The 21,830-nt window shown below is 38.0% G+C and carries 22 protein-coding genes; 3 read left to right on the forward strand and 19 right to left on the reverse strand.

The genetic code is table 11. From position 1 onward, the window contains the following. Nucleotides 1–41: 41 nt before the first annotated feature. The 5 genes from lpdA to QFZ31_RS13435 form a co-directional block, all read right to left on the reverse strand. Nucleotides 42–1,457 (reverse strand): dihydrolipoyl dehydrogenase, encoded by a 1,416-nt coding sequence (gene lpdA, locus QFZ31_RS13415; RefSeq protein WP_307303504.1) that lies wholly within the window; start codon nt 1,455–1,457, stop codon nt 42–44. A 3-nt stretch (nt 1,458–1,460) separates the two neighbouring features. Further along, nucleotides 1,461–2,804 (reverse strand): dihydrolipoamide acetyltransferase family protein, encoded by a 1,344-nt coding sequence (locus QFZ31_RS13420; RefSeq protein WP_307311571.1) that lies wholly within the window; start codon nt 2,802–2,804, stop codon nt 1,461–1,463. A 123-nt stretch (nt 2,805–2,927) separates the two neighbouring features. Continuing rightward, the gene (locus tag QFZ31_RS13425; RefSeq protein WP_307303505.1) at nt 2,928–3,905 is read right to left on the reverse strand and encodes an alpha-ketoacid dehydrogenase subunit beta; all 978 of its coding nucleotides are present in this window, start codon (nt 3,903–3,905) and stop codon (nt 2,928–2,930) included. Between the two features lie 3 nt (nt 3,906–3,908). After that, nucleotides 3,909–5,024, reverse strand: coding sequence for a pyruvate dehydrogenase (acetyl-transferring) E1 component subunit alpha (gene pdhA, locus QFZ31_RS13430; RefSeq protein WP_307303506.1), 1,116 nt, complete (start codon nt 5,022–5,024; stop codon nt 3,909–3,911). A gap of 340 nt (nt 5,025–5,364) precedes the next feature. Further along, nucleotides 5,365–6,030, reverse strand: coding sequence for a YkyA family protein (locus tag QFZ31_RS13435; RefSeq protein ID WP_307303508.1), 666 nt, complete (start codon nt 6,028–6,030; stop codon nt 5,365–5,367). 149 nt (nt 6,031–6,179) lie between these two features. On the opposite strand from QFZ31_RS13435, the gene def reads away from it, so the two are divergent. Beyond that, nucleotides 6,180–6,734: a peptide deformylase gene (gene def / locus QFZ31_RS13440; protein ID WP_307303510.1), complete on the forward strand. Its 555-nt coding sequence runs from the start codon at nt 6,180–6,182 to the stop codon at nt 6,732–6,734. 43 nt (nt 6,735–6,777) lie between these two features. Here def and QFZ31_RS13445 read toward each other — a convergent pair whose 3' ends face one another. Further along, on the reverse strand, nt 6,778–7,548 hold the full coding sequence (locus QFZ31_RS13445) for a Cof-type HAD-IIB family hydrolase (RefSeq protein ID WP_307303512.1): 771 nt from the start codon (nt 7,546–7,548) through the stop codon (nt 6,778–6,780). A 532-nt stretch (nt 7,549–8,080) separates the two neighbouring features. On the opposite strand from QFZ31_RS13445, the gene QFZ31_RS13450 reads away from it, so the two are divergent. Then, nucleotides 8,081–8,290 carry a DNA-dependent RNA polymerase subunit epsilon gene (locus QFZ31_RS13450; protein WP_179597455.1) on the forward strand — a complete coding sequence of 70 codons (210 nt, stop codon included), beginning with the start codon at nt 8,081–8,083 and terminating at the stop codon, nt 8,288–8,290. 6 nt (nt 8,291–8,296) lie between these two features. Then, nucleotides 8,297–9,964, forward strand: a complete 1,668-nt coding sequence (gene rnjA / locus QFZ31_RS13455; RefSeq protein ID WP_307303514.1) for a ribonuclease J1 — start codon at nt 8,297–8,299, stop codon at nt 9,962–9,964. Nucleotides 9,965–10,000: 36 nt separating this feature from the next. On the opposite strand, the gene QFZ31_RS13460 is transcribed toward rnjA, so the two are convergent. The 13 genes from QFZ31_RS13460 to QFZ31_RS13520 form a co-directional block, all read right to left on the reverse strand. Next, nucleotides 10,001–10,660, reverse strand: coding sequence for a potassium channel family protein (locus tag QFZ31_RS13460; protein WP_307303516.1), 660 nt, complete (start codon nt 10,658–10,660; stop codon nt 10,001–10,003). A gap of 69 nt (nt 10,661–10,729) precedes the next feature. Beyond that, nucleotides 10,730–11,635 (reverse strand): DUF4349 domain-containing protein, encoded by a 906-nt coding sequence (locus tag QFZ31_RS13465; protein WP_307303517.1) that lies wholly within the window; start codon nt 11,633–11,635, stop codon nt 10,730–10,732. Nucleotides 11,636–12,468: 833 nt separating this feature from the next. Further along, nucleotides 12,469–12,924 (reverse strand): TlpA family protein disulfide reductase, encoded by a 456-nt coding sequence (locus tag QFZ31_RS13470; RefSeq protein ID WP_307303519.1) that lies wholly within the window; start codon nt 12,922–12,924, stop codon nt 12,469–12,471. A gap of 374 nt (nt 12,925–13,298) precedes the next feature. Continuing rightward, complete coding sequence (locus QFZ31_RS13475) at nt 13,299–13,847, reverse strand: peroxiredoxin (protein WP_179158453.1); 549 nt, start codon at nt 13,845–13,847, stop codon at nt 13,299–13,301. A 155-nt stretch (nt 13,848–14,002) separates the two neighbouring features. Next, on the reverse strand, nt 14,003–15,121 hold the full coding sequence (locus QFZ31_RS13480) for an N-acetyldiaminopimelate deacetylase (protein ID WP_307303520.1): 1,119 nt from the start codon (nt 15,119–15,121) through the stop codon (nt 14,003–14,005). A gap of 62 nt (nt 15,122–15,183) precedes the next feature. Next, nucleotides 15,184–15,894: a 2,3,4,5-tetrahydropyridine-2,6-dicarboxylate N-acetyltransferase gene (gene dapD / locus QFZ31_RS13485; protein WP_307303522.1), complete on the reverse strand. Its 711-nt coding sequence runs from the start codon at nt 15,892–15,894 to the stop codon at nt 15,184–15,186. A 72-nt stretch (nt 15,895–15,966) separates the two neighbouring features. Continuing rightward, a complete protein-coding gene (locus QFZ31_RS13490) occupies nt 15,967–16,851 on the reverse strand; it encodes a LysR family transcriptional regulator (RefSeq protein WP_307303523.1) in 885 nt (294 codons plus the stop codon). A gap of 108 nt (nt 16,852–16,959) precedes the next feature. Further along, nucleotides 16,960–18,468 carry an MDR family MFS transporter gene (locus QFZ31_RS13495; protein ID WP_307303525.1) on the reverse strand — a complete coding sequence of 503 codons (1,509 nt, stop codon included), beginning with the start codon at nt 18,466–18,468 and terminating at the stop codon, nt 16,960–16,962. Between the two features lie 50 nt (nt 18,469–18,518). Continuing rightward, entirely contained in the window at nt 18,519–18,971 is a 453-nt protein-coding gene (gene cbpB / locus QFZ31_RS13500) for a cyclic-di-AMP-binding protein CbpB (RefSeq protein ID WP_179597476.1), read from the reverse strand. A gap of 112 nt (nt 18,972–19,083) precedes the next feature. Continuing rightward, nucleotides 19,084–19,320, reverse strand: a complete 237-nt coding sequence (locus QFZ31_RS13505; RefSeq protein WP_045515459.1) for a YkuJ family protein — start codon at nt 19,318–19,320, stop codon at nt 19,084–19,086. A 181-nt stretch (nt 19,321–19,501) separates the two neighbouring features. Then, nucleotides 19,502–19,996 (reverse strand): DUF3993 domain-containing protein, encoded by a 495-nt coding sequence (locus tag QFZ31_RS13510; RefSeq protein ID WP_307303527.1) that lies wholly within the window; start codon nt 19,994–19,996, stop codon nt 19,502–19,504. A 184-nt stretch (nt 19,997–20,180) separates the two neighbouring features. Then, entirely contained in the window at nt 20,181–20,420 is a 240-nt protein-coding gene (locus tag QFZ31_RS13515) for a hypothetical protein (protein WP_306072500.1), read from the reverse strand. 67 nt (nt 20,421–20,487) lie between these two features. Further along, a complete protein-coding gene (locus tag QFZ31_RS13520) occupies nt 20,488–21,699 on the reverse strand; it encodes an EAL-associated domain-containing protein (protein ID WP_179597482.1) in 1,212 nt (403 codons plus the stop codon). Nucleotides 21,700–21,830 lie beyond the last annotated feature (131 nt).

The raw sequence follows: 21,830 nt of genomic DNA on the forward strand, positions 1-21,830 counted from the left end.
AGTCCTTTCCGAATTATTTCCGGAAAGGACTTTCTTATGATTTATTTTAGAACATGAATAGGAGTACCAAGTGCAACCTCAGCAGCTTCCATTGTAATTTCACCTAATGTTGGATGGGCATGAATAGTCAATGCCAAGTCTTCGACTGTCATTCCGGCTTCAAGTGCCAACCCTAGTTCAGCAATCATATCTGACGCACTTGCACCCGCAATTTGCGCACCGATTAAGACGCCGTCTTCTTTGCGAGAAACTAATTTAACAAAACCATCTCCGCTATCTAATGATAGAGCACGACCATTTGCTGCAAATGGGAATTTAGCTGAAGTAACAGCGATTCCCTCTTGTTTTGCTTGCTCTTCAGTATAACCTACGCTAGCTAGTTCAGGATCAGAGAATACAACAGCAGGAATACCTAAATAGTCAATTACAGCATTATGCCCGGCAATTGCCTCAGCAGCGATTTTTCCTTCATATGATGCTTTGTGAGCTAATTGTGGACCTGCCACAACATCACCAATCGCATATATGTTTGAAACGCTTGTGCGACACTGATTGTCAATCTCTATCAGTCCACGGTCTGTTACCTTCACTCCGATTTGGTCAAGGCCCATTTCATCGGTATTTGGTCGACGTCCAACCATAACAAATACGTAATCTGCTTCGATTTTCTTTTCTTCACCTTTAACTTCAAACGTTACAACTACACCATTTTCGGTTTCTTCTACACCTTTGGCCATAGCCTTAGTATAGAATTCAGCACCTTTTTTCTTCATCGTTTTCTTAACAAGTGCAGCCATTTGCTTTTCAAATACACCAAGGCCCAAAATGTCATCTGCACCTTCAAGAATCGTTACTTGCGTACCAAAATTCGCATAGGCACCACCAAGCTCAATACCGATAACACCGCCGCCGATGACAACGATTTTTTCGGGAAGTTCTTGTAAATTTAAAGCACCTGTTGAATTAAGTATACGTTTTGAATATTTAAATGTTGGCAGTTCAATTGGACGAGAACCTGATGCAATAATTGCGTTTTTGAAGTTGTATGTTTGGGCTGAATTTTCGCCAATAACTCGTAATGAATTACCATCAACAAAGTAAGCCTCGCCACGAACGATATCAACTTTATTGCCTTTTAATAGACCTTCAACTCCGCCAGTTAACTTTTTAACGATTCCAGCTTTCCATTCTTGAACCTTAGAAAAATCAACTGTTACATTTTCTGCTTTAATTCCAAATGAATCGGAGTGTTTTGCTACTTCATAACGGTGTCCTGCAGCAATTACTGCCTTTGACGGGATACAACCAACGTTTAAACAAACACCGCCAATATATTCCTTTTCAACAATTGTCACTTTTTGACCTAACTGTGCTGCACGAATAGCAGCCACATAACCGCCAGGGCCGGCTCCGATAACTATAGTATCGGTATCAATTGGGAAATCTCCTACTACCATTTGTTACGCCTCCATTAACAATAGTTCTGGATCGTTCAATAATCTCTTAATATGATTTAATGCATTTTGAGCTGTTGCTCCATCGATCATTCTGTGGTCAAAGCTTAATGATAATGCCAATACTGGAGCTGCAACAATTTCTCCATCTCGTACGATTGGCTTTTCTGCAATACGACCAACACCAAGGATAGCCACTTCAGGATGGTTAATGACTGGTGTAAACCATTGACCGCCAGCAGAACCGATATTAGATATGGTACATGAAGCACCTTTCATTTCGTTTGGAGCTAGTTTTCCATCACGTGCTTTTCCAGCTAATTCATTGATTTCATTTGAAATTGAGAATACTGATTTGCGATCAGCGTCCTTAACAACAGGTACCAATAAGCCTTTTTCAGTATCCGCTGCAATTCCGATATTATAGTAATGCTTATGAATAATTTCACTTGTTGCATCGTCGAGTGATGTATTTAATGCCGGGAACTCACGTAAAGCGCTGGTTAATGCTTTTACGATATATGGTAAGAACGTAAGTTTAATACCCTTTGCCGCAGCAACTTCCTTGAATTTTTTACGATGTGCAACAAGTTTCGTTACATCGACTTCATCCATAAGAGTAACGTGTGGTGCGGTATGTTTCGAATTCACCATTGCTTTTGCAATTGCTTTTCTGATTCCGCTCATTTTCTCACGAGTTTCAGGATATTCGCCTTGAGGAATCGGAGCAGCTTTTGGTGCTGGCGCTGCGTCCGCCTGAGCAGCAGCTGGTGCTTGAGTTTCTGCTGCTTGTGGTGCCATAACAGCTGTACCGCCACTTAAGAATGCATCAATATCACTTTTTACGATGCGTCCATTTTTACCAGAGCCAGGAACTTGTGTAATTTCTACACCCTTATCACGAGCATATTTACGCACAGATGGCATTGCAATAATTTTGCGATTAGGGTCTACTTCCACTTGTCTTTGAGGTTCTGTAACACCAATACCATATGCAGGTGGTGCTGGCGGTGGTGTTGTTTGTCCTTCAGGAACTGCTGCAGTTACAGGTGTTTGCGCAGGTGCCGCCGTTTCTTGCTTTGGCGCTTCTTCTGCATGATCGTCACCCTTGAATTGCAGGTTCTCATAACCAGGTGCATCAAATGTAACTAAAACTTGTCCAACGGTAGCAACAGTTCCTTCAGCTACTAATACTTCCTGTACAGTACCTTCAACTGGTGAAGGAATCTCTACAACTGCTTTATCATTTTGTATTTCGCAAAGAATATCATCTTCTTGGACTTTATCGCCTGGCTTTATAAACCATTTGACAATCTCGCCTTCATGAATACCTTCACCAATATCAGGCATTTTAAATTGGAATGTGGTTGCGGTTGCGCTCACTGGGATCCATCCTCCTATTTTCGCATTAATTCTACCAATCAAATTTTAAGATATAAGTGGGAAACAGTATTACTATTCCCCAACTTATATTTAGAACGTTAATACTTTTTTCGCTGTTTCAATTACGTCTTTATAGTTTGGAAGCCAAACTGCTTCTGCCTGTGGGAATGGGTAAATTGTATCTGGTGCCGCTACACGAAGAACAGGTGCTTCTAAACTTAAAATTGCACGATCGTTAATTTCAGCCACAACATGAGCTCCTACACCAGCTTGCTTTTGTGCTTCTTGAACAACGATGGCACGGCCTGTCTTTTCAACTGAAGCAATAATTGTTTCGATATCAATCGGACTAACCGTACGTAAATCGATAACTTCAGCTGAGAATCCTTCTTTCGCAAGCTCTTCTGCAGCTTTTAAAGACTCATGAACCATTGCACCATAAGTAATGATGGAAATATCAGTACCTTCACGCTTCACATCTGCTTTACCAAGTGGAATTGTATATTCACCCTCAGGAACTTCTTGACGGAATGAACGGTATAATTTCATATGTTCAAGGAAAATAACTGGATCATTATCACGAATAGATGAGATAAGAAGACCTTTCGCATCGTATGGCGTTGATGGGATAACTACCTTTAATCCAGGCTGTTGAGCCATTAAGCCTTCTAAGCTGTCGGCATGCATATCTGGTGTATGTACGCCTCCTCCGAATGGTGAACGGAATGTGATCGGAGCACTGAATTTCCCGCCCGTACGGTAACGAAGTCGAGCTGCTTGTCCGGAAATGGAATCCATTACTTCATAAACGAACCCAAAGAATTGGATTTCTGGAACGGGACGGAAGCCTTGCAGGGCTAGACCTATCGCCAAACCACCGATTCCTGATTCTGCTAAAGGTGTATCAAATACACGATCCTCGCCAAATTCATTTTGCAATCCTTCAGTTGCACGGAAAACACCGCCGTTTACACCAACATCTTCACCAAAAACTAAAACATTGGGATCATTTTTTAATTCCACACGCATTGCATCTGTAATTGCTTGAATCATTGTCATTTGAGCCATGACTTACTTCGACTCCTTTGCTGAATAAATTTCATGTTGCTCTTTTAAGTTTTGAGGTAAGTCCGTATAAGTTATGTTGATTAGGTCCGTTACCTTTTGCTTAGGAGCAGCATCTGCTTGTTTTAGTGCTTCTTTAATTTCTTCTTTCGCTTGTTCGATTACTTCGTTTTCTCTTTCCTCATTCCAAAGACCTTTCTTTTCAAGGAATTTACGGAAACGAACTAGCGGGTCTTTCTTTTCCCATTCGTTATCTAATTCAGCAGTACGGTAACGTGTTGGATCATCACCGGCCATTGTATGTGGACCATAACGGTATGTTAACGTTTCAATAAATGTAGGTCCTTCTCCGTTAACTGCACGCTCGCGGGCTTCACGAACAGCGGCATATACTGCTAAAGGATCCATACCGTCTACTTGGATACCAACAATACCAGCTGCAACAGCTTTTTGAGCAAGTGTTTTTGCAGCGGTCTGCTTTTCAACTGGAGTTGAAATAGCAAAACGGTTATTTTGAGCAATAAAGATTGCTGGAGCATTATAAGCACCTGCAAAGTTCATTCCTTCATAGAAATCACCTTGAGAGGTTCCGCCATCACCTGTGTATGTAAGTGCCACAGCTTTAACCCCACGTTTTTTCAATCCTAAGGCTACTCCAGCAGTTTGAACATACTGCGCACCAATAATAATTTGAGGAATCGCAACATTCACTCCATCAGGAATTTGTCCGCCTGCTAAATGACCTCTGGACCATAAGAATGCTTGATATAATGGAAGACCATGCCATACGATTGGTGGGACATCGCGATAACCTGGTAATATAAAATCTTCTTTTTCTAAGGCGAATTGAGAAGCTAATTGAGAAGCCTCCTGGCCTGCAGTTGGTGCATAAAAGCCAAGGCGTCCTTGACGATTTAATGAAATAGAACGCTGGTCAAGGATACGAGTATAAACCATACGGCGCATTAATTCTTGAAGCTGTTCATCGCTTAAGTCAGGCATTGCTGCCTCATTAACGACTTCGCCTTCTTCATTTAATATTTGAAGCGTTGTAAACTGATTTTCTACAGCTTCGAGTACTTTCTTAGCATCGAGCTGAGCATTTTGGGTTTTAGATGCCATTCGTCACATCTTCCTTTCTCTCATTACAATAATGTAAAAAAATAAATTCACTCATATTAGATTACCCAAAAACCTTAAACAACATCACGATTACCTTTCTTTCGTTATCTGTTGTTCTGTACTATAATTTTTCAAAAAATTAATGGTACAATAATTAATTTCATATTGAGTTTACATCAACTCAATACACTCGTCAAATACTATGTTTTAATAATTTTACAACATGGAAATAATATTAACTTAATATCAATCTAAAACCTCTGTACCACCCAAGGTTCGGTTCTGTTATATTAATATATCTTACTTTACCAACAAAAAAATCGACCATGGCGTCGATTTTTTATTCGTTTTCAAGTTTAAGTCCTGCTTCTTCATAAAATTCAAGCTTTTTCTTATTATATTGTGCTGTTAATTCATTAAATTCTTCATTTGCGTCATATACCTTTTGATAGATAGTATTTAAATTCGCAACATGATCTTCTAGCTTTTCGTATGAGATACTCTCATTTTTTAACATCTGATACAATTCTTTATCATTATCTAATGCAGTTGAATATTCCTTTGCAAGCTTATTATGTACTTTATATCTATTACTCATTATTTCTAATAGCTCAGTGGCTTTTTTCTTTTGCTCAGAATTGTCTATTTCATTCCTTATTTCTTCGGCATTCTTAAATTCTGTTTTTGAAGCATTAATACTTTCGATTTCCTTTTGTAGGTGTTCTCTTCTCTTATCAATAATTGAAAGTGCCTCATTAGATAGCTTTACAATTTCATCATGCTGCTTCATACCGAGAGCCATTATCTGATTATAAATTTCCTTTTCTTGCTTTTCTAACTCGACTAGAGGCTCTTGCTGCTCCTCAAATGCTTTTTCTGCTTCCACTATGTTTTCTAAGGCTTGGTACATTCTTTCAGTTGTCTTTTCTTTGCTAACGCAACCAGTTAATAAAAAACTGATTGCGAAAATAGAAAAAATAATACGATTAACGCTGACAGTAGACACTTTGCAACCCCCTTAATGATTACAATTCTTACTATATCTATACTTCTTATTTTTGACAATATCTTATACAACAATTAACTTTTCTCGAATAGTCTGATAGACTAATGAATATTAATATCCTTAGTATTTACACAGGAGTGAATGGATTCATGTTAATGATGGATGATATCATTCGAGACGGCCACCCTACATTAAGAAAAGTAGCGACTGAAGTATCAATGCCGCCATCGGACGAAGAGAAAGAAATACTTGAAAGTCTTTTAGAGTATGTGAAAAATAGCCAAAGCCCTGAAATTTCTTCACAATATGGATTACGACCTGGAATTGGTTTAGCTGCGCCGCAGATCAATGTCTCAAAGCGGATGATTGCTGTTCATCTATATGATGACAAAGGTAACTTATATAGCTACGGATTATATAATCCCAAAATTGTTAGTCATTCCGTTGAAAAAGCGTATTTGGTCTCAGGAGAAGGCTGTCTTTCTGTAGACGAGGAGATTCCAGGCTACGTAGAAAGATTTGCTCGAATTACTGTAAAAGGAACTACCCTTGAAGGCAAAGAGATTAAACTCCGTTTAAAGGGGCTTCCAGCTATTTGCTTTCAACATGAAATTGATCATTTAAATGGAATCATGTTTTATGATCACATTAATAAACAAGATCCCTTCAAACCAATTGAAGGTGCTATTGCTATTGAAAGATAATAAAAGCGCAAGGTCTTCTAGGACCTTGCGCTTTTTTCTATATTTAAATGAGTTTCAATTCTTTCAATCCATTCCAAATTCCATCATCCGAAACATCCGTTGTGACAAAGTTTGCAAGTGCCTTAGCCTCGGGAACGCCATTCCCCATTGCAACACCGGTTCCAACCGCTTTAAGCATTTCTAAATCGTTTAAGCCGTCGCCGAATGCATAAACATCCTTTAGATCAAAACCTAGTCTGTCTATCATTTGTTTTATTCCTTCGGCTTTAGAACCACCTTTTGGCAGGACGTCAACTGAATATGGATGCCATCTTATAAAGTCAAAGTCAGGGAAATTTTCAAAATAGAACTTCTCCTCACCTTCTTTACAGAATAGTAAGGATTGATAAATTTCTTTGTCTACATAGAAATTTTTGTCCTCTTCCGGATGTGGAAATAACAAGCTGTCCATACTTGTCTCTATATAAGGATGGAAATGTGTAGTACTCTTCATGGTCACTTCGTTCATAAAGATTAATGGATGGTCATTGGCAGCTGTATCCTGCAGAAACCTTCCCAACTCAGATTGGTTGAGAGGGTTCTTATAGATCGCTTCATTTTCAAACACAACATACTGTCCATTAAAACTAACGTAAGAATCAATATCTAATTCTTTTTTCAAACTTGGAAACATGAAAGGTGCTCTTCCGGTTGCAATCGCTACGAACACACCATTCTCCTTCAGAGTTTGAATCGCTTTTTTTGTACTGCTTGGAAGTTTTTTTTCATGGTCGAGCAGTGTCCCATCTATATCAAAAAAAACAATCTTTTTCATATAATTCTAACTCCTCTTTACTTTAATAACAAGAAAGCTCTTCTATAATTTTCCTCTCAATAAACACTAACCATAACCAGAATATTTGTCAATTTAATAAAACTTCATAATTCTTCCATGTTTATCCATGAAAGAAATCCTGTTTATACCATATAATATTAGTATAAAAATGTTTGAATAAAAAAAAACTGCAATAATCTATCGTGGCTTGCTTTACATTGGACAAGGATCGTTTAAAATAGGAAGTAAGGAGATGATCCACTATGTTAAAGAAGCTAAGAAAGAAGCTCTTAAAACAGTGGAACGATTTACTGCGAAAAAAATCAATTGCCTAACTACAACTTTTTTCGAGCCCTTCAAACTTGCGAAGGGCTCCTTCCTTATTGTAAATTGATTATCAGTGTATTATTTACATATTTTTTCTATTAGGTCTAAGCGTTTACTTTTTAGGTGAAAAGTGAATTTAAATGAAAAAAATGTAATTATTTTATATAATAAAAAAAAGTTATGATCGATTAAGGAGCGATTTATTATGGTATTTAAGGTTTATTTTCAAGAAAACATCAAGGAAGTTCCAGTCAGAGAGAAAACAAAGGTTCTTTATGTTGAAGGAGAATCTGTTAGGGATGTTCGAAAAAAAATTGCAGATCGTGGATACAATGTTGAACTTGTACAAGAAGTAAGCGGAGCATTTTTAGAATATGAAAAACAAAATGAAGATTATAATGTATTGGAGATTTGATAATTTATGAAATTTGTGAAAAATGACCAGACTGCCGTTTTTGCTTTAGGCGGCTTGGGCGAAATCGGAAAAAACACATATGCAGTACAATTTCAGGATGAAATAATCCTGATTGATGCAGGAATCAAGTTTCCAGAGGATGAGCTATTAGGAATTGATTATGTTATTCCCGATTATACCTACTTAGTAAAAAATGAAGATAAAATTAAAGGGCTATTTATTACTCACGGACATGAGGACCATATCGGTGGTATTCCTTATTTATTACGCGAAGTAAATATTCCCATTTATGGCGGAAAGCTTGCCCTAGGATTGATTAAAAATAAACTTGAAGAACATGGGCTTTTAAGAACGGCGAAGTTAAATGTCATTCAAGAAGATGATGTAATCAAGTTCCGCAAGACGTCTGTTTCTTTTTTCCGAACCACACATAGTATCCCAGATTCTTACGGAATTGTTGTAAAAACTCCGCCAGGACAAATCGTCCATACTGGTGACTTCAAATTCGACTTCACTCCAGTAGGTGAACCGGCTAATTTAACCAAAATGGCTGAAATCGGAAAAGAAGGCGTACTATGTTTATTATCAGATAGTACGAATAGTGAAATTCCAGAATTTACGATGTCTGAACGTCTTGTTGGCGAAAGCATTGATGACATTTTTCGAAAGGTATCGGGCCGAGTAATATTCGCTACCTTTGCGTCTAATATCTACAGATTGCAGCAAGTAGTTGAGGCAGCAGTTGCTAACGGTAGAAAAGTTGCAGTTTTTGGCCGCAGTATGGAATCCGCTATTACGATCGGTCAAGAGCTTGGCTATATAAATGCACCAAAGGAAACGTTTATTGAAGCAAATCAGATTAACAGACTTCCTGCAGACAAGGTAACGATTTTATGTACCGGAAGCCAAGGGGAAGCTATGGCGGCCTTATCTAGGATTGCTAATGGCACGCATAGACAGATTCAAATTATTCCAGGGGATACTGTTGTTTTCTCATCTTCACCGATACCTGGGAACACCATTAGTGTTAACAGGACGATTAACATGTTATTCCGAGCTGGTGCTGAAGTGATACACGGTAAACTTAGTAACATCCACACCTCAGGACATGGCGGTCAAGAGGAACAAAAACTAATGCTCCGTTTAATAAAGCCAAAGTTCTTTATGCCAATTCACGGAGAATATAGAATGCAGAGAATGCATGCTAAACTTGCTGTTGACTGTGGTGTTGAAGAAGAGAATTGTTTTATTATGGACAATGGTGAAGTATTAGCTCTTTCTGATAACAGCGCGCAAGTAGCAGGGAAGATCCCTTCAGGCTCCGTGTATATTGATGGCAGTGGCATTGGTGACATCGGAAATATTGTCTTACGTGATAGAAGGATTCTTTCTGAAGAAGGATTGGTCGTTGTCGTTGTAAGCATAAATATGAAGGACTTCAAAATTGCTTCAGGTCCTGACCTTATTTCTAGAGGGTTCGTTTATATGAGAGAATCCGGTGATTTAATTAACGATGCTCAGAACCTGATTACAAAGCACTTAAATAAGGTGATGGAACGAAAAACAAGTCAATGGTCAGAAATTAAAAATGAAATTACCGATACATTAGCACCGTTCCTTTACGAAAAAACAAAACGAAGACCAATGATTTTACCAATCATTATGGAAGTATAAGAAAAAGCGGAAGTGCCTAAGGCGCTTCCGCTTTTCTTATTGCATGACTTTTCTCTCGAATCGATCGATGTCTTCGTCGGTGCCGATAACGATTAATACATCGTTTGGCCGGATATCTTCATTTGCTTTTGGAGATACGATGATATCCATCCCTCTTTTAATCGCTACAATATTTAAACCATATTTCTTTCGAATATCTAAGTCAATGATTGTATGACCACTTATCTTACTGTTTGCTACGATTTCAACGATGCTATGTTCATCCGATAACTCTAGATAATCTAACACACTGCTGGAAGCCATATTATTAGCAATTCTTCTTCCCATATCTCGTTCAGGATGAACAACCTTATCAGCGCCTATCTTCACAAGCACTTTCTCGTGATAATCATTTTGTGCTTTAACTGTAATATGATTTACCCCTAACTCTTTTAAGATCAAAGTGGTTAGGATACTAGATTGAATATCGTCACCAATCGCCACTATCACGTGATCGAAATTTCGAATGCCAAGACTTTTTAGTACTGCCTCATCCGTTGTATCCCCCACAGCTGCATGAGAGGCTATCATAGCGTAAGCATTTACTCTTTCTTCATTTTTATCAATTGCCAGTACCTCAAACCCTTCATCTGAAAGAGTACGACAAATACTGCCGCCGAAACGACCTAGTCCTATTACTGCAAAATTTTTTCTCACTTAAACTCCCCCAGCAAATCAATTAACCATTTTCATTTTAGCATATCCAAATTAGTTGAATATACTTATTTATTCGCTATCATTTCTTTTCTTCCTCTTCTTGATATATAGGTAAATGAAAACAGATGCCACCGTTAGGATTATAATTATCGGGATATTACCTACAATAAAAACAAATAAACCCGAAATGGCTGCTAACAGCATGTTTGTGCTTTTCATAAATTGCTTTTTTGTTTTATCCCAAGTATTTAAATCTTCCTCTTCAAGATTAGGGACGATTACCTTATTTTCATATAATGCTATATGAACAGTAGATAATGAAGTCTGATTTTCTAGATATTTCATTCTTCCTTGAATCGTTTCGATTTCCTCTTGAACTGAAGCTAAATCTGCAGAAATTTTTAATAAATCTTCTGTCTTTTGTGCAGATTGCATAAATGATGTTAGCCGTTCTTCCACAACTCTTTTTGATTTAAGTCTTGAGTCAAGGTCAACATACTCTTCGGTGACATCTGTTCCAGTTAAATTCCTCTGCAGCACCTCAGCAGCTTGACCCTCTGCATCATGCAAAAAGGCTTGGAAATTTTTTTGCGGGATACGAACCGTAATTTGCCCACTTATTTGTTCTACACCGTCCTTAGAAACATTGGATTCAGAGATATAACCGCCATACTTAATAACCTGTTCTTCTATTGTTTGAAAGGTTTCTTCAAATTTCTTTACGCGAAGCTGTAAATCGGCTTGATAAATAACCATTTGATTAGGGACTTCAATATCTGTCGGAGCAGCTTTCTCTTGTTTTGCATTATTATCAAACGATACTTGTGACTTTTCTTCCATAGCAGGCTGTCCTGAATCCATTTTCGCACTACTGTCACTGCTCATCTTTGACTCTTCACTTTTACTGCTTGAGCTACAAGCCGATAGAAATAGAATCAAAGAAAGGAAAACAATTAGTCCAATCACCTTTTTCATTTCGATAACCCCCTTTTGTCTATTTATTAATACCGACGTAAAAAAATTGGGATGGTTACAGAAAAATGGTTGTAATAAGATTAAGGACTAATCCTTCTGACTGGCTGTGCGATTTGTCCTCAAGACCCTGGATTAAGGACTAATCCTTCTGACTGACCTTGTGATTTGTCCTCAAGACCCTGGATTAAGGACTAATCCTTCTGATTGGCCGTGCGATTTGTCCTCAAGACCCTGGATTAAGGACTAATCCTTCTGACTGGCCTTGCGATTTGTCCTCAAGACCCTGGATTAAGGACTAATCCTTTTGACTGGCGGTGTGATTTGTCCTCAAGACCCTGGATTAAGGACTAATCCTTCTAACTGGCCGTGCGATTTGTCCTCAGGACCCTGGATTAAGGACTAATCCTTCTGATCGGCCGTGCGATTTGTCCTCAAGACCCTGGATTAAGGACTAATCCTTCTGACTGGCCTTGCGATTTGTCCTCAAGACCCTGGATTAAGGACTAATCCTTTTGACTGGCGGTGTGATTTGTCCTCAAGACCCTGGATTAAGGACTAATCCTTCTGACTGGCCGTGCGATTTGTCCTCAGGACCCTGGATTAAGGACTAATCCTTCTGATTGGCCGTGCGATTTGTCCTCAAGACCCTGGATTAAGGACTAATCCTTCTGACTGGCAGTGTGATTTGTCCTCAAGACTCTCAATTAAGGACTAATCCTTCTCGACTGGCATTGTGAATTGTCCTCAAGACCCAGAGTTAAACATCAATCTATTCGAAAACAGGCAAAAATAAAAAAGACTACTCGCTAAATAACGAACAGTCCTGTCATTGTTTATTCGTTTTTTTCTAATTCGTCTAGTACACGGTTGACTCTCTTTTCGAGCATTTTCATGCCGCTTCCACCTGCTTGGAAGTGGCGGAGTTTGCCTTCACGATCGAATACGTAATAAGCAGGGACATATTGGTTTTCGAATGCTTCTGTTAATTTATGTTCACTGTCAACAAAAATCGGCTGATCGATTCCATGTTCTGCTGCGACTTGCTTGATTTGCTCGAGGTCTAGGTCCTCTTCAGATCTAGGCATATGGACTGCCACCACATTTAATTTATCTTTATATTGATCACGGAATTGATTAACTTGAGGCATAGCTTCTTTACATAAGTAACAGCTGACTGACCAGAAATGAATAAGTGTTGGTTTATCACCGACTAAATCCTCTCTTGTAACTTCTCCATTTAACCATTCAACGGCACCAGTTAATTCTGGCATTGGCTCACGTAGTTTCATGACATATCCCCTTTTTAAAAAAGACCTAACTCGGAAGGTTAGGTCTATCATTTTAGATATGACTGTGTTAAACTTGGCTGTTGCTTTGCGCTCCACTAAGGAATGCTTCTTGGAATAATCATCGCAGAGACAGGCGGTCCTTGCCTGTCCCGAGGCGCTATGCTTTCCGCGGGCTCGCCCGTGAGCCTCCTCGGTCGTTCCGACCTGCGGGGTCTCACTCAGCTCGTTCATCCCGCAGGACTTTGATTTACATCCTCGAATTTGCCCACGCACGAAGAAAATGCGATAGCATTTTCGAGGAGTCAAGCGCCTTCCGCTCAAATCAACAGGTTCTAAAATCAACAGTATTCTTTAACACAGCCTAGATTTAAGAATTAAGCATTAAGTGTAGCTTGTCCTGGTTTCCAGTTCGCTGGGCAAAGACCGCCAGTTTGCAATGCTTGCAGTACCCGTAATGTTTCATCGACATCACGGCCGATATTGTTGTGGTTAACAACTGAATACATTAATTCACCTTCAGGGCTGATAATAAATAAACCGCGAAGCGCAATTCCTTCTTCTTCAATTAAAACGCCATAATCGCGCGCTACAACATGGTTAGTGTCTGCAGCTAATGGATAGTTCAGTTCACCAAGGCCATTGTTTTTGCGGTCTGTATTAATCCAGGCAAGGTGTGTATGTATTGTATCAGTAGAAGCACCAATAACAACTGCATCTAAATCATCAAATTCTTCATAACGGTCTGAAACTGCAGTAATCTCTGTTGGACATACAAATGTAAAATCCATTGGATAGAAGAATAACACAGTCCATTTGTCGTTTTTCATGTTTTCTTCAAGGCTTACTTTTCCAAATTCCTTGTTTGGTAATACAGCATCCATTTCAAATCTTGGTGCTTGTTTTGCAACCATACGTTCCGGCATGTCTGATCCCTCCAAATAGTATTAAATAGTTCCTTAATTGGTTTACCCTATTTACATAAAGAATAAACGACGATATTTAACAATCTTTTCTAATTTTCAGTTTAACATTTTTAAACATTAGAATAAAATAAAACGCTTTGTAGAAGGGTGTTATATCAATTTCCTTTATACGTCATATAGCTAGTGAGAATATTAATTGCCACCTCAATTGCCTCTTCCTTCGGATTTAATTTGGCATGGTGCAGTCCATACTGAGAATCCACTCCTAGCCAAAACATAAGGCCGGGAATTTCCTTCAACATGTATCCGAAGTCTTCCCCTGTCATCGCCTCTTGGCATTCAATAACCTCTATAGTGGTTTGTGACCTCATATATTGAATGAACTCTCTCGTAATCTCCTCATTATTGTATACCTGGTGGTACATTGCGCCGTAATCAATTACAGCTTCACATTCAAAACTGGTCTCAATTCCTTTTACCACCGCGTCGATCCGTTTCTTAACCCTATCCATAGATTGATCTGAAAGTGTACGAATCGTCCCTTCGAGTCTTGCCTTTTCAGCGATAATATTTTGAACGGTTCCACTAGTGATTTTTCCAATCGTAATGACTGCACTATCTAATGGATTAACATTGCGAGAAATGATTGTTTGAAGCTGACCGACAAGCGAGCAGGCAGCAATTACCATATCATTTGTTAAATGTGGATAAGCAGCATGCCCTCCCTTCCCTTTTAGGTCGATAAATAACTCTGATGTGTTAGCAAATAATAACCCTTCTTTAAGGGCAATCGATCCGACAGGATATTCTGGTGCGATATGTAAGGCAAAAATAATATCTGGCTTCCATTCCTGCATTATCTCGGATTTCAGCATTGGTTCCGCACCGCCTGGTCCTTCTTCTGCAGGTTGAAAAATAAATAAAATGTTATCATCAATGGGATTTTCGACAAAATGTGTCAACACACCAAGAGCAATACTCATATGAAAATCGTGGCCGCAGGCATGCATTTGTTCCTCATGGGTAGAAGAAAACTCTAATCCCGTTTCTTCAACGATTGGTAACCCATCAATATCAGCACGGTAACCAATGGTTTTTCTTGGGTGTAAACCATGAACTTTTACAAAAAGTCCAGTTTTCCATTTTTTTATGGAGATTCTTTCTTCTGATAAATTTTCTATATACGATAATAAATAAGCTTGAGTCTTATATTCTTGAAATCCTAATTCAGGAATTAAATGCAAATCGCGTCGAATTTTAATAAAAGGGTTCATTCTATTGCTCCTTTACTAGAAAGAAAGCGTGGAGATAATCCACGCTTTACTTTGTCTTAAGTTTATAGTTGGCGGAGTTCTTGCATAATCTCCGTTTTCGATTTAGTCTTTTCATCGATATCCTTAATTTTTTTAGCAGGAGTTCCAGCTACGACTGTAAACGGAGGAACATCCTTCGTAACAACTGCACCAGCAGCAACCACTGAACCTTGTCCCACTCTAACCCCTTCTAAAACCACTGCATTTGCACCAATTAGTACATCATCTTCGATAATGACAGGCTGTGCGGAAGGCGGTTCGATTACGCCAGCCAAAACGGTACCAGCGCCAATATGACAGTTCTTTCCGACTGTAGCTCTTCCACCAAGAACCACACCCATGTCGATCATGGTTTTTTCGCCAATAACTGCACCAATATTAATTACAGCACCCATCATGATTACTGCATTATCCCCAATTTCTACCTGGTCACGAATCGTTACTCCAGGTTCAATTCGAGCATTAATATTCTTTGTATCTAATAATGGAATCGCTGAATTGCGGCGGTCATTTTCAACTACATAATCTTCAATTTTAGCTTTGTTTGATTCTAGAGCTGGGTTAATGTCAGACCATTCACCAAAAACCACACCGGTATTACCATTAATAAAGGTTTTAGAATTGCTTCCAAAATCAATACCTTCTAAATCACCTTTTACATAAACCTTTACTGGTGTTGACTTTTTGCTGTTTTGAATAAAAGAAATAATTTCATTTGCATCCATCATTTTCATACTACTACCTCCAAATATAATTAGGTTTACTTTACCAAACTAAAGTTTGGAAAACAAGAGAAATGAACGTAATTATTCGCCGCTTCGACTGCTATGTTCTTTAATGAGATCCACGAACGCTTGCACTTGTTTGAGTTTAAAGGAAGACTCATACGCTAGTAACCAAGTATCACGTTGTAGAGCATCACCATTTTCATCTAATAACGGAATTTTATAAATTTCTTTTTCACTATTATTCAACGTTATGCCTGGTAAGATTGAATATCCTAAACCATTAAAGGTTAATTGCTTACATGTCTCAATTTGATCGACGACAATTGTTCTTTTAGGAGAGGTTTTGAATTGGCGCATCCACCAATCTTGTATTTCTTGATAATAATTCGAATCACTTTTAAATTGGATGAATGGTCTGTCTGTTTCCAATAACTGTTCAGGTCTGGTAATATCTCGATCAACTAAAAAAAGCGGATCGCTGAATAGTTTAATTTTTACACCTTTCCAATCTGGCATTCCTCGAATGATACCAATATGTACTTGATCATCATATAAGCTTTTCAGTATTTCACTGCTCCACCCAGTGATAAGTGAAATTTTCGCTTGCGGATAGGTATCGCTATACTTTTTTAAAACAGGCGGCAGCCAATTTTGACCGACGATTGAAGCTACTGCTATTTTCAATGTCCCTGATACTCCCGATTGAAGGGAGTGTATCGTTTCGCGAACCTTTCCTTCTTTGACAAGTACCTCGTTTACAAATTGAATGACATGCTCGCCTGCTGGGGTAAGTGCTAGTCCTTTTTGGGAGCGGATAAATAATCTAGTTCCCCACTCTTTTTCTATGCTTTGCAGACGTTGTGACAACGCCGGCTGGGACACAAATAGTCTCTCTGAAGCTTTACGCATATTCATCTCTTGAGCTAAAACAGATAATAACTGAAATTCAGATATAGAGGACAAAACCATCCACCTTTATACTTTAATAAACATCCGCTTTTTATTATATAGAGAAAATTGAAACTTTTCACTAGTAAGCTGGAATTTTATCTAGAAAAAACCCTGCATGTTTTATGCAGAGCCGCGATTTTGTTTAGGAATGAAAGTTATCAGGATTAAACTTATAATAGCAAAGGCAAGTACTACATAATAGACCCAATGTAAGGATTGAGTTAGGCCCTCCTGAAGCAGTTCTTTCACTGTTGCATGTAAATTTTCCCGTTCATTTTCCTTTAATAATAAGTTAGCCGAATCCACTGTTAGTCTTTCATTAGTGCTTCCAGCATTTGCACCTAGATAGTTTGCAAGCCGATTATTTAGAATTCCTCCAAGTAATGCTGCACCTATTGTGTTCCCTAGATTCCTCATAAACATGTTAGCAGCAGTTGCAACACCTCTTTGCTGCCAGCTTACGGCACTTTGAATAGAAACGATAAAAGCAGTGGACGTAATACCCATACCAAAACCAACAATAAACGACCCAGCTGCCGCCCAAAGAGGTCCTGAAGAGGAAGTCATGGTGACAAATACCACACTGCCGAGGATTAAAGCTGTACCGCCAATAAGTGAGGTTTTACGGTATCCCATTGAATTTATCATCTTTCCAGAAAATGTAGACGCTATCGGCCAGCCAATTGACATGGTTGTTAATGTAAATCCTGCGACAATCGGTGATTGTTCCATTACCCCCTGAACAAATGTTGGAAGAAAACTCGAAATCCCAATTAACATGATTCCTGTCGTCAAACTTGTTACATTGGCCACAAAAATAGATCGTTCCTTCCAAATGTTAAATGGCATTACAGGTTCTTTGGCGCGGCCTTCATGAAAGACAAAGATACCAAGTGTGATAATAAATAGGACAGCCAAACTCATTATTTGCCAGGAGCCCCAGGACCATCGTCCGCCACCCTCAACAAGTAAAAACATTAATGATGAGATGGAAATGGTTAATAAAAATGCACCTATGTAATCAATTTCATGTTTTTTCTTCTCAACGTTTTCGTGCAAAAAGAATCCTATACCAGCCAAAGAGAGAATTCCCAGTGGAATGTTTATCCAAAATACATAATTCCAGCTTACATACTGAACAAGCAATCCACCGACTGCTGGTCCCGTAACTGCAGATATTCCCCATACACTTGCCAGGTACCCCTGTACATTTGCTCTTTCTTCAGCTGAATAAATATCGCCCACAATAGTGGTGGCGATAGGCGTAACAGCCCCTGCCCCAAACCCTTGGATTAACCGGAAAAGAATTAATGATTCCATCGACGTGGCAAATCCGCAAAGAATGGATCCAATTAGGAAAATAATGATACCGATAAAGAGAATCGGTTTTCTACCGAATAAATCTGATAATTTACCATAAATCAGCACTGTTACCGCATTCATTAATAGATAAGCTGAAAAAACCCAACTGTAGAGAGTAAAGCCGCCTAGGTCAGCCACTATAGCCGGCATAGCGGTAGAAACAATTGTTGCCTCAATTGCTCCCATAAACATCGCAAGCATGACTGCTGCTAGTACAAGTGGTCTATTTGTCTGCCCTCTTTTAGGCTGGGAAATCGGAGCACTCATTTTTGCACCTCACTTTCTCAGGAAAATAATACAGCCCCCATCTGGGAGCCTTATTTATCACTTTTATTCATCTTATTAACAGCTAAATTTAATTGTGTTAACACCGTACTTCTAGGCAATATGCCTTCAAAATAACCATCCTCTGTGTCTACACAAAGAAAAGGATGATTTACTAAAAGTCTTAGACAGGTTTTAATGGAAGCAGTATCCTTTACACGCGGAACAGATACATTCATAACCTCTTCCACTCTTTTCTTTTCAAGTTGTTCAAATTCTATTCTTTCAAGACCGAGAATGGAATCCATTATAATCGGGGTACTAATTAGACCATGTAATTTATAATGTGGATCCAGTACAGGAATTGCCGTATATCCACTTTTGGTTAAAACTAATAGTGCATGTTCTAGATTATTTCCAACCTGCACATGAGCAACACGCTCAGATGGAATCATTAATTTTCGTATATCTATCTCTAAAAATTCTCCACTGTGAAGACTTATCATCGCCGAAAACTCCTCAATGTTTGTTATACCACATGTATATTCTACCATAGTTTTCGGAGAACTGGGTTTTTTTATGAAAATACAGAAAAAGATAGGAACCGATAACCGGCTCCTACTGGATTAAATCAAAAATTTCGATGGTGATCATGTCAACATTATCAAATTGATAACGCTTTGGCTTTTCCTTTTCATTATATATTTCCAATTCAAAGGTTTCTGTTTTTGGATGAAATGTTACCTGACACTTTCTTTCGCCATTCACTTCGAAATAGCGTTGTGCCGGTTCACCCCCATTAGACTGTTCCTGAAGGTTTTTTAACCGGGTTAATATCCCTTGAAGCTGTGACATATGCTCCGTCTCCTTTCAAACACAAGCAAACTTTCTACTGTTATGTTTCTCTTTTAGCCTATTTCTATCCTTATCGATTATTTCCAGTGATAATCTCAGGTAGCAAATATGCCAATATTAAAAGAATAAAATAACAGACAGCATTTGTCCAAGTAAAAATGAAGAAAATGGGAACTTTTTTTCAATATGCTTTCTCAATGATTGATTTAGGGATATTATCATATAAATAATCAGCTATCTTCCAGCTGCCATCCATTTTCTTTAACATAATTCCCTCGTAATGATCTTTATAACTTACCGGACCATCGGTGGTGGCAGGGAAAAATTGCAGAACATAAATACTTTCTGGGGAAATGACTACTTTTGTTTCTTCTGAATATTGAAAAAATGGAATATAATAAAATGCAAAATCTGAACCATATGTAACAAATTTACCCTCTTCCTCAAACATATTCTCGTCACAAAACATTTTTTGATAATCCTCCGAAAAATATGGGCTTAATACATCTCTGATTTCTTGTTTTGTTCTGGTTTGATCACTAAGTGAGATTTGAGCCTGAAAAGCTTTCTGTAAGAAGCTAAAAACATCATTTTTATCGCTTAGACTATCTTTTGCGTTTGGAGACAAAGGTATTAATAGTAGTACTATGAAAAGTATTAGCAACGTTTTCTTCATTTCCTTCCCCTCTCTTCTTTCAGAACCTATGTTAATATTCATTTTATCAACAAATATTCCATCCAAACGCATATAAAAAACGCAAAAATACTGCAGCAAAGGACATTAAACCGCAAATTTTTTAAATTCTTCTAGACAACTCTCGAAAAATCTTTATAAAAAAAAGGCCCTCATATGAAGGGCCCTATCGTAAAAAGGTAATTGCACAAAAAAGGATGATAAAAAGAACCAAGGCAAAAAATATACCATATGATAAAAATATCGGATTGCTAAGGTAAATATGTTTTTGTACTGGCTTAGGGATATTTGTATCAATGTCTCCTTCAGCAGCCTTTTGTTTTCTTGCCACAACCAATGTATACACAAGCGAAACCGCAAGAACACCAACAATAACGATGGATAGTGCATTAACAAATAGATTCATGAGCGATTTCTCCTTTAATCAAGTTACTATTAAAGTTCCACTTTATGAATCATTCTATGCAATGGAGTTATAACAACTGGTCATGATCAAATAAATACTGATAGGTAATATCAATAAATAAATAGTCATTCCCATTTATAGGAATAGAGAAGGTGCGGATTGTTTCTCCAGTCTCAATATCACTATATAAGTCAGAGAGAATTCCTTTGCCTTCATTTCTCATTTTGATAATATTTTCTAAAAAATATGGACGCCAGCTCCAATTTTTTAGGATATATTCTTTTTGCGTAAACCAGCCGTTTTCACCTTTAAGGATATTAGAGGATTTTTGAAAACCATCTTCATCACATACATACATTCGAAATGCAATCCCATCCATTTCCTTCGCAAGTGAAGTAAATAACTCCTCATAATTAGCTTTTTTATTCTTTACTAAAATGTCTTGTACTTTATTTTGGAAATATGCAGCGGCTGAATAAATTGCCTCAAGCTTTCTCTTCTCATAGGCAATAAATTCATGAAATTTTCCTTTTAATCGCTCTTTTAGTAATTCCCGCTCAATAAAGTCCGGTGCAGGTGGATGAAGATAAAAACCTTGGTAATATCTCCCGCCATTTTTCCATGCAAACTGAAGCTGATAACTCATTTCTATATTTTCAAATAGTAATGTGGCACCAATTTTTCTAGCCAATAAAGACAGAGAAAATAGGACATCAGTAAAGCTTGAAGCAGTTGCGTTTGATTTTAAGGCCTGTAGATTTATTTTTATAATTTCAGGATTTAATTTACCAATCCGCTCAAAGTAATTGGTATCATTATCAATACCGGCAATGGCAACCTTAATTCCATACGTACGATAATATTGTAATAAATGATCCAATTGAGCAAAATCACCCTTATAATTACCTTCAGAAATTTCAAGGACTATTCTCTTTAAACTCAATCCTTTTTTTTCAAAAGCCAACAGTTCCTGTAGAAATGGCTCTCCATGTCGATACATGAGTAAATCGGCGTCACGATTCAAATAGATACTGACATCATCTTCTAGCTCTATTGCTAGGTCTAATGCTTTCTGAACTAACAGAAGATCAACTTCATATTTATATTCATCAGGGATTTGGTCATCAAGAAAAAATTGACCCAAGCTAATGATGTTACCTTCCGATCGATACCTACCCAAAACCTCATATGCAATAACACGCTGCTCATCGGCACTGAAAATTGGTTGAAAATAAGGAATGACATTTTCAAGATCCGTTAGGATATCCAATGCATCCATTCAAGTACCCTCCAGAAAAAGATTTTCCTCATTATACCATACCTTACTATACAATACGCTCAACTAACATCTCTTGTTCTTTTCCAAAAGGATACCATCATAGTAAATCCGGAACAACAAATGATAAAACC

The organism is Neobacillus niacini, assembly GCF_030817595.1.
Taxonomy (GTDB): Bacteria; Bacillota; Bacilli; order Bacillales; family Cytobacillaceae; genus Neobacillus; species Neobacillus niacini_G.

Excerpts from the sequence above, each read along its gene's own strand:
- QFZ31_RS13420 (WP_307311571.1), bottom strand. The coding sequence starts at position 2,804 with ATGCCTGATATTGGTGAAGGTATTCATGAAGGCGAGATTGTCAAATGG.
- rnjA (WP_307303514.1), top strand. The coding sequence starts at position 8,297 with ATGAAATTTGTGAAAAATGACCAGACTGCCGTTTTTGCTTTAGGCGGC.
- QFZ31_RS13515 (WP_306072500.1), bottom strand. The coding sequence starts at position 20,420 with ATGAATCTATTTGTTAATGCACTATCCATCGTTATTGTTGGTGTTCTT.
- QFZ31_RS13470 (WP_307303519.1), bottom strand. The coding sequence starts at position 12,924 with ATGAAACTACGTGAGCCAATGCCAGAATTAACTGGTGCCGTTGAATGG.
- QFZ31_RS13505 (WP_045515459.1), bottom strand. The coding sequence starts at position 19,320 with ATGTCACAGCTTCAAGGGATATTAACCCGGTTAAAAAACCTTCAGGAA.
- QFZ31_RS13510 (WP_307303527.1), bottom strand. The coding sequence starts at position 19,996 with ATGAAGAAAACGTTGCTAATACTTTTCATAGTACTACTATTAATACCT.
- cbpB (WP_179597476.1), bottom strand. The coding sequence starts at position 18,971 with ATGATAAGTCTTCACAGTGGAGAATTTTTAGAGATAGATATACGAAAA.
- QFZ31_RS13465 (WP_307303517.1), bottom strand. The coding sequence starts at position 11,635 with ATGAAAAAGGTGATTGGACTAATTGTTTTCCTTTCTTTGATTCTATTT.
- QFZ31_RS13520 (WP_179597482.1), bottom strand. The coding sequence starts at position 21,699 with ATGGATGCATTGGATATCCTAACGGATCTTGAAAATGTCATTCCTTAT.
- QFZ31_RS13480 (WP_307303520.1), bottom strand. The coding sequence starts at position 15,121 with ATGAACCCTTTTATTAAAATTCGACGCGATTTGCATTTAATTCCTGAA.
- QFZ31_RS13450 (WP_179597455.1), top strand. The coding sequence starts at position 8,081 with ATGGTATTTAAGGTTTATTTTCAAGAAAACATCAAGGAAGTTCCAGTC.
- dapD (WP_307303522.1), bottom strand. The coding sequence starts at position 15,894 with ATGAAAATGATGGATGCAAATGAAATTATTTCTTTTATTCAAAACAGC.
- QFZ31_RS13445 (WP_307303512.1), bottom strand. The coding sequence starts at position 7,548 with ATGAAAAAGATTGTTTTTTTTGATATAGATGGGACACTGCTCGACCAT.
- QFZ31_RS13425 (WP_307303505.1), bottom strand. The coding sequence starts at position 3,905 with ATGGCTCAAATGACAATGATTCAAGCAATTACAGATGCAATGCGTGTG.
- QFZ31_RS13495 (WP_307303525.1), bottom strand. The coding sequence starts at position 18,468 with ATGAGTGCTCCGATTTCCCAGCCTAAAAGAGGGCAGACAAATAGACCA.
- QFZ31_RS13475 (WP_179158453.1), bottom strand. The coding sequence starts at position 13,847 with ATGCCGGAACGTATGGTTGCAAAACAAGCACCAAGATTTGAAATGGAT.
- pdhA (WP_307303506.1), bottom strand. The coding sequence starts at position 5,024 with ATGGCATCTAAAACCCAAAATGCTCAGCTCGATGCTAAGAAAGTACTC.
- lpdA (WP_307303504.1), bottom strand. The coding sequence starts at position 1,457 with ATGGTAGTAGGAGATTTCCCAATTGATACCGATACTATAGTTATCGGA.
- def (WP_307303510.1), top strand. The coding sequence starts at position 6,180 with ATGTTAATGATGGATGATATCATTCGAGACGGCCACCCTACATTAAGA.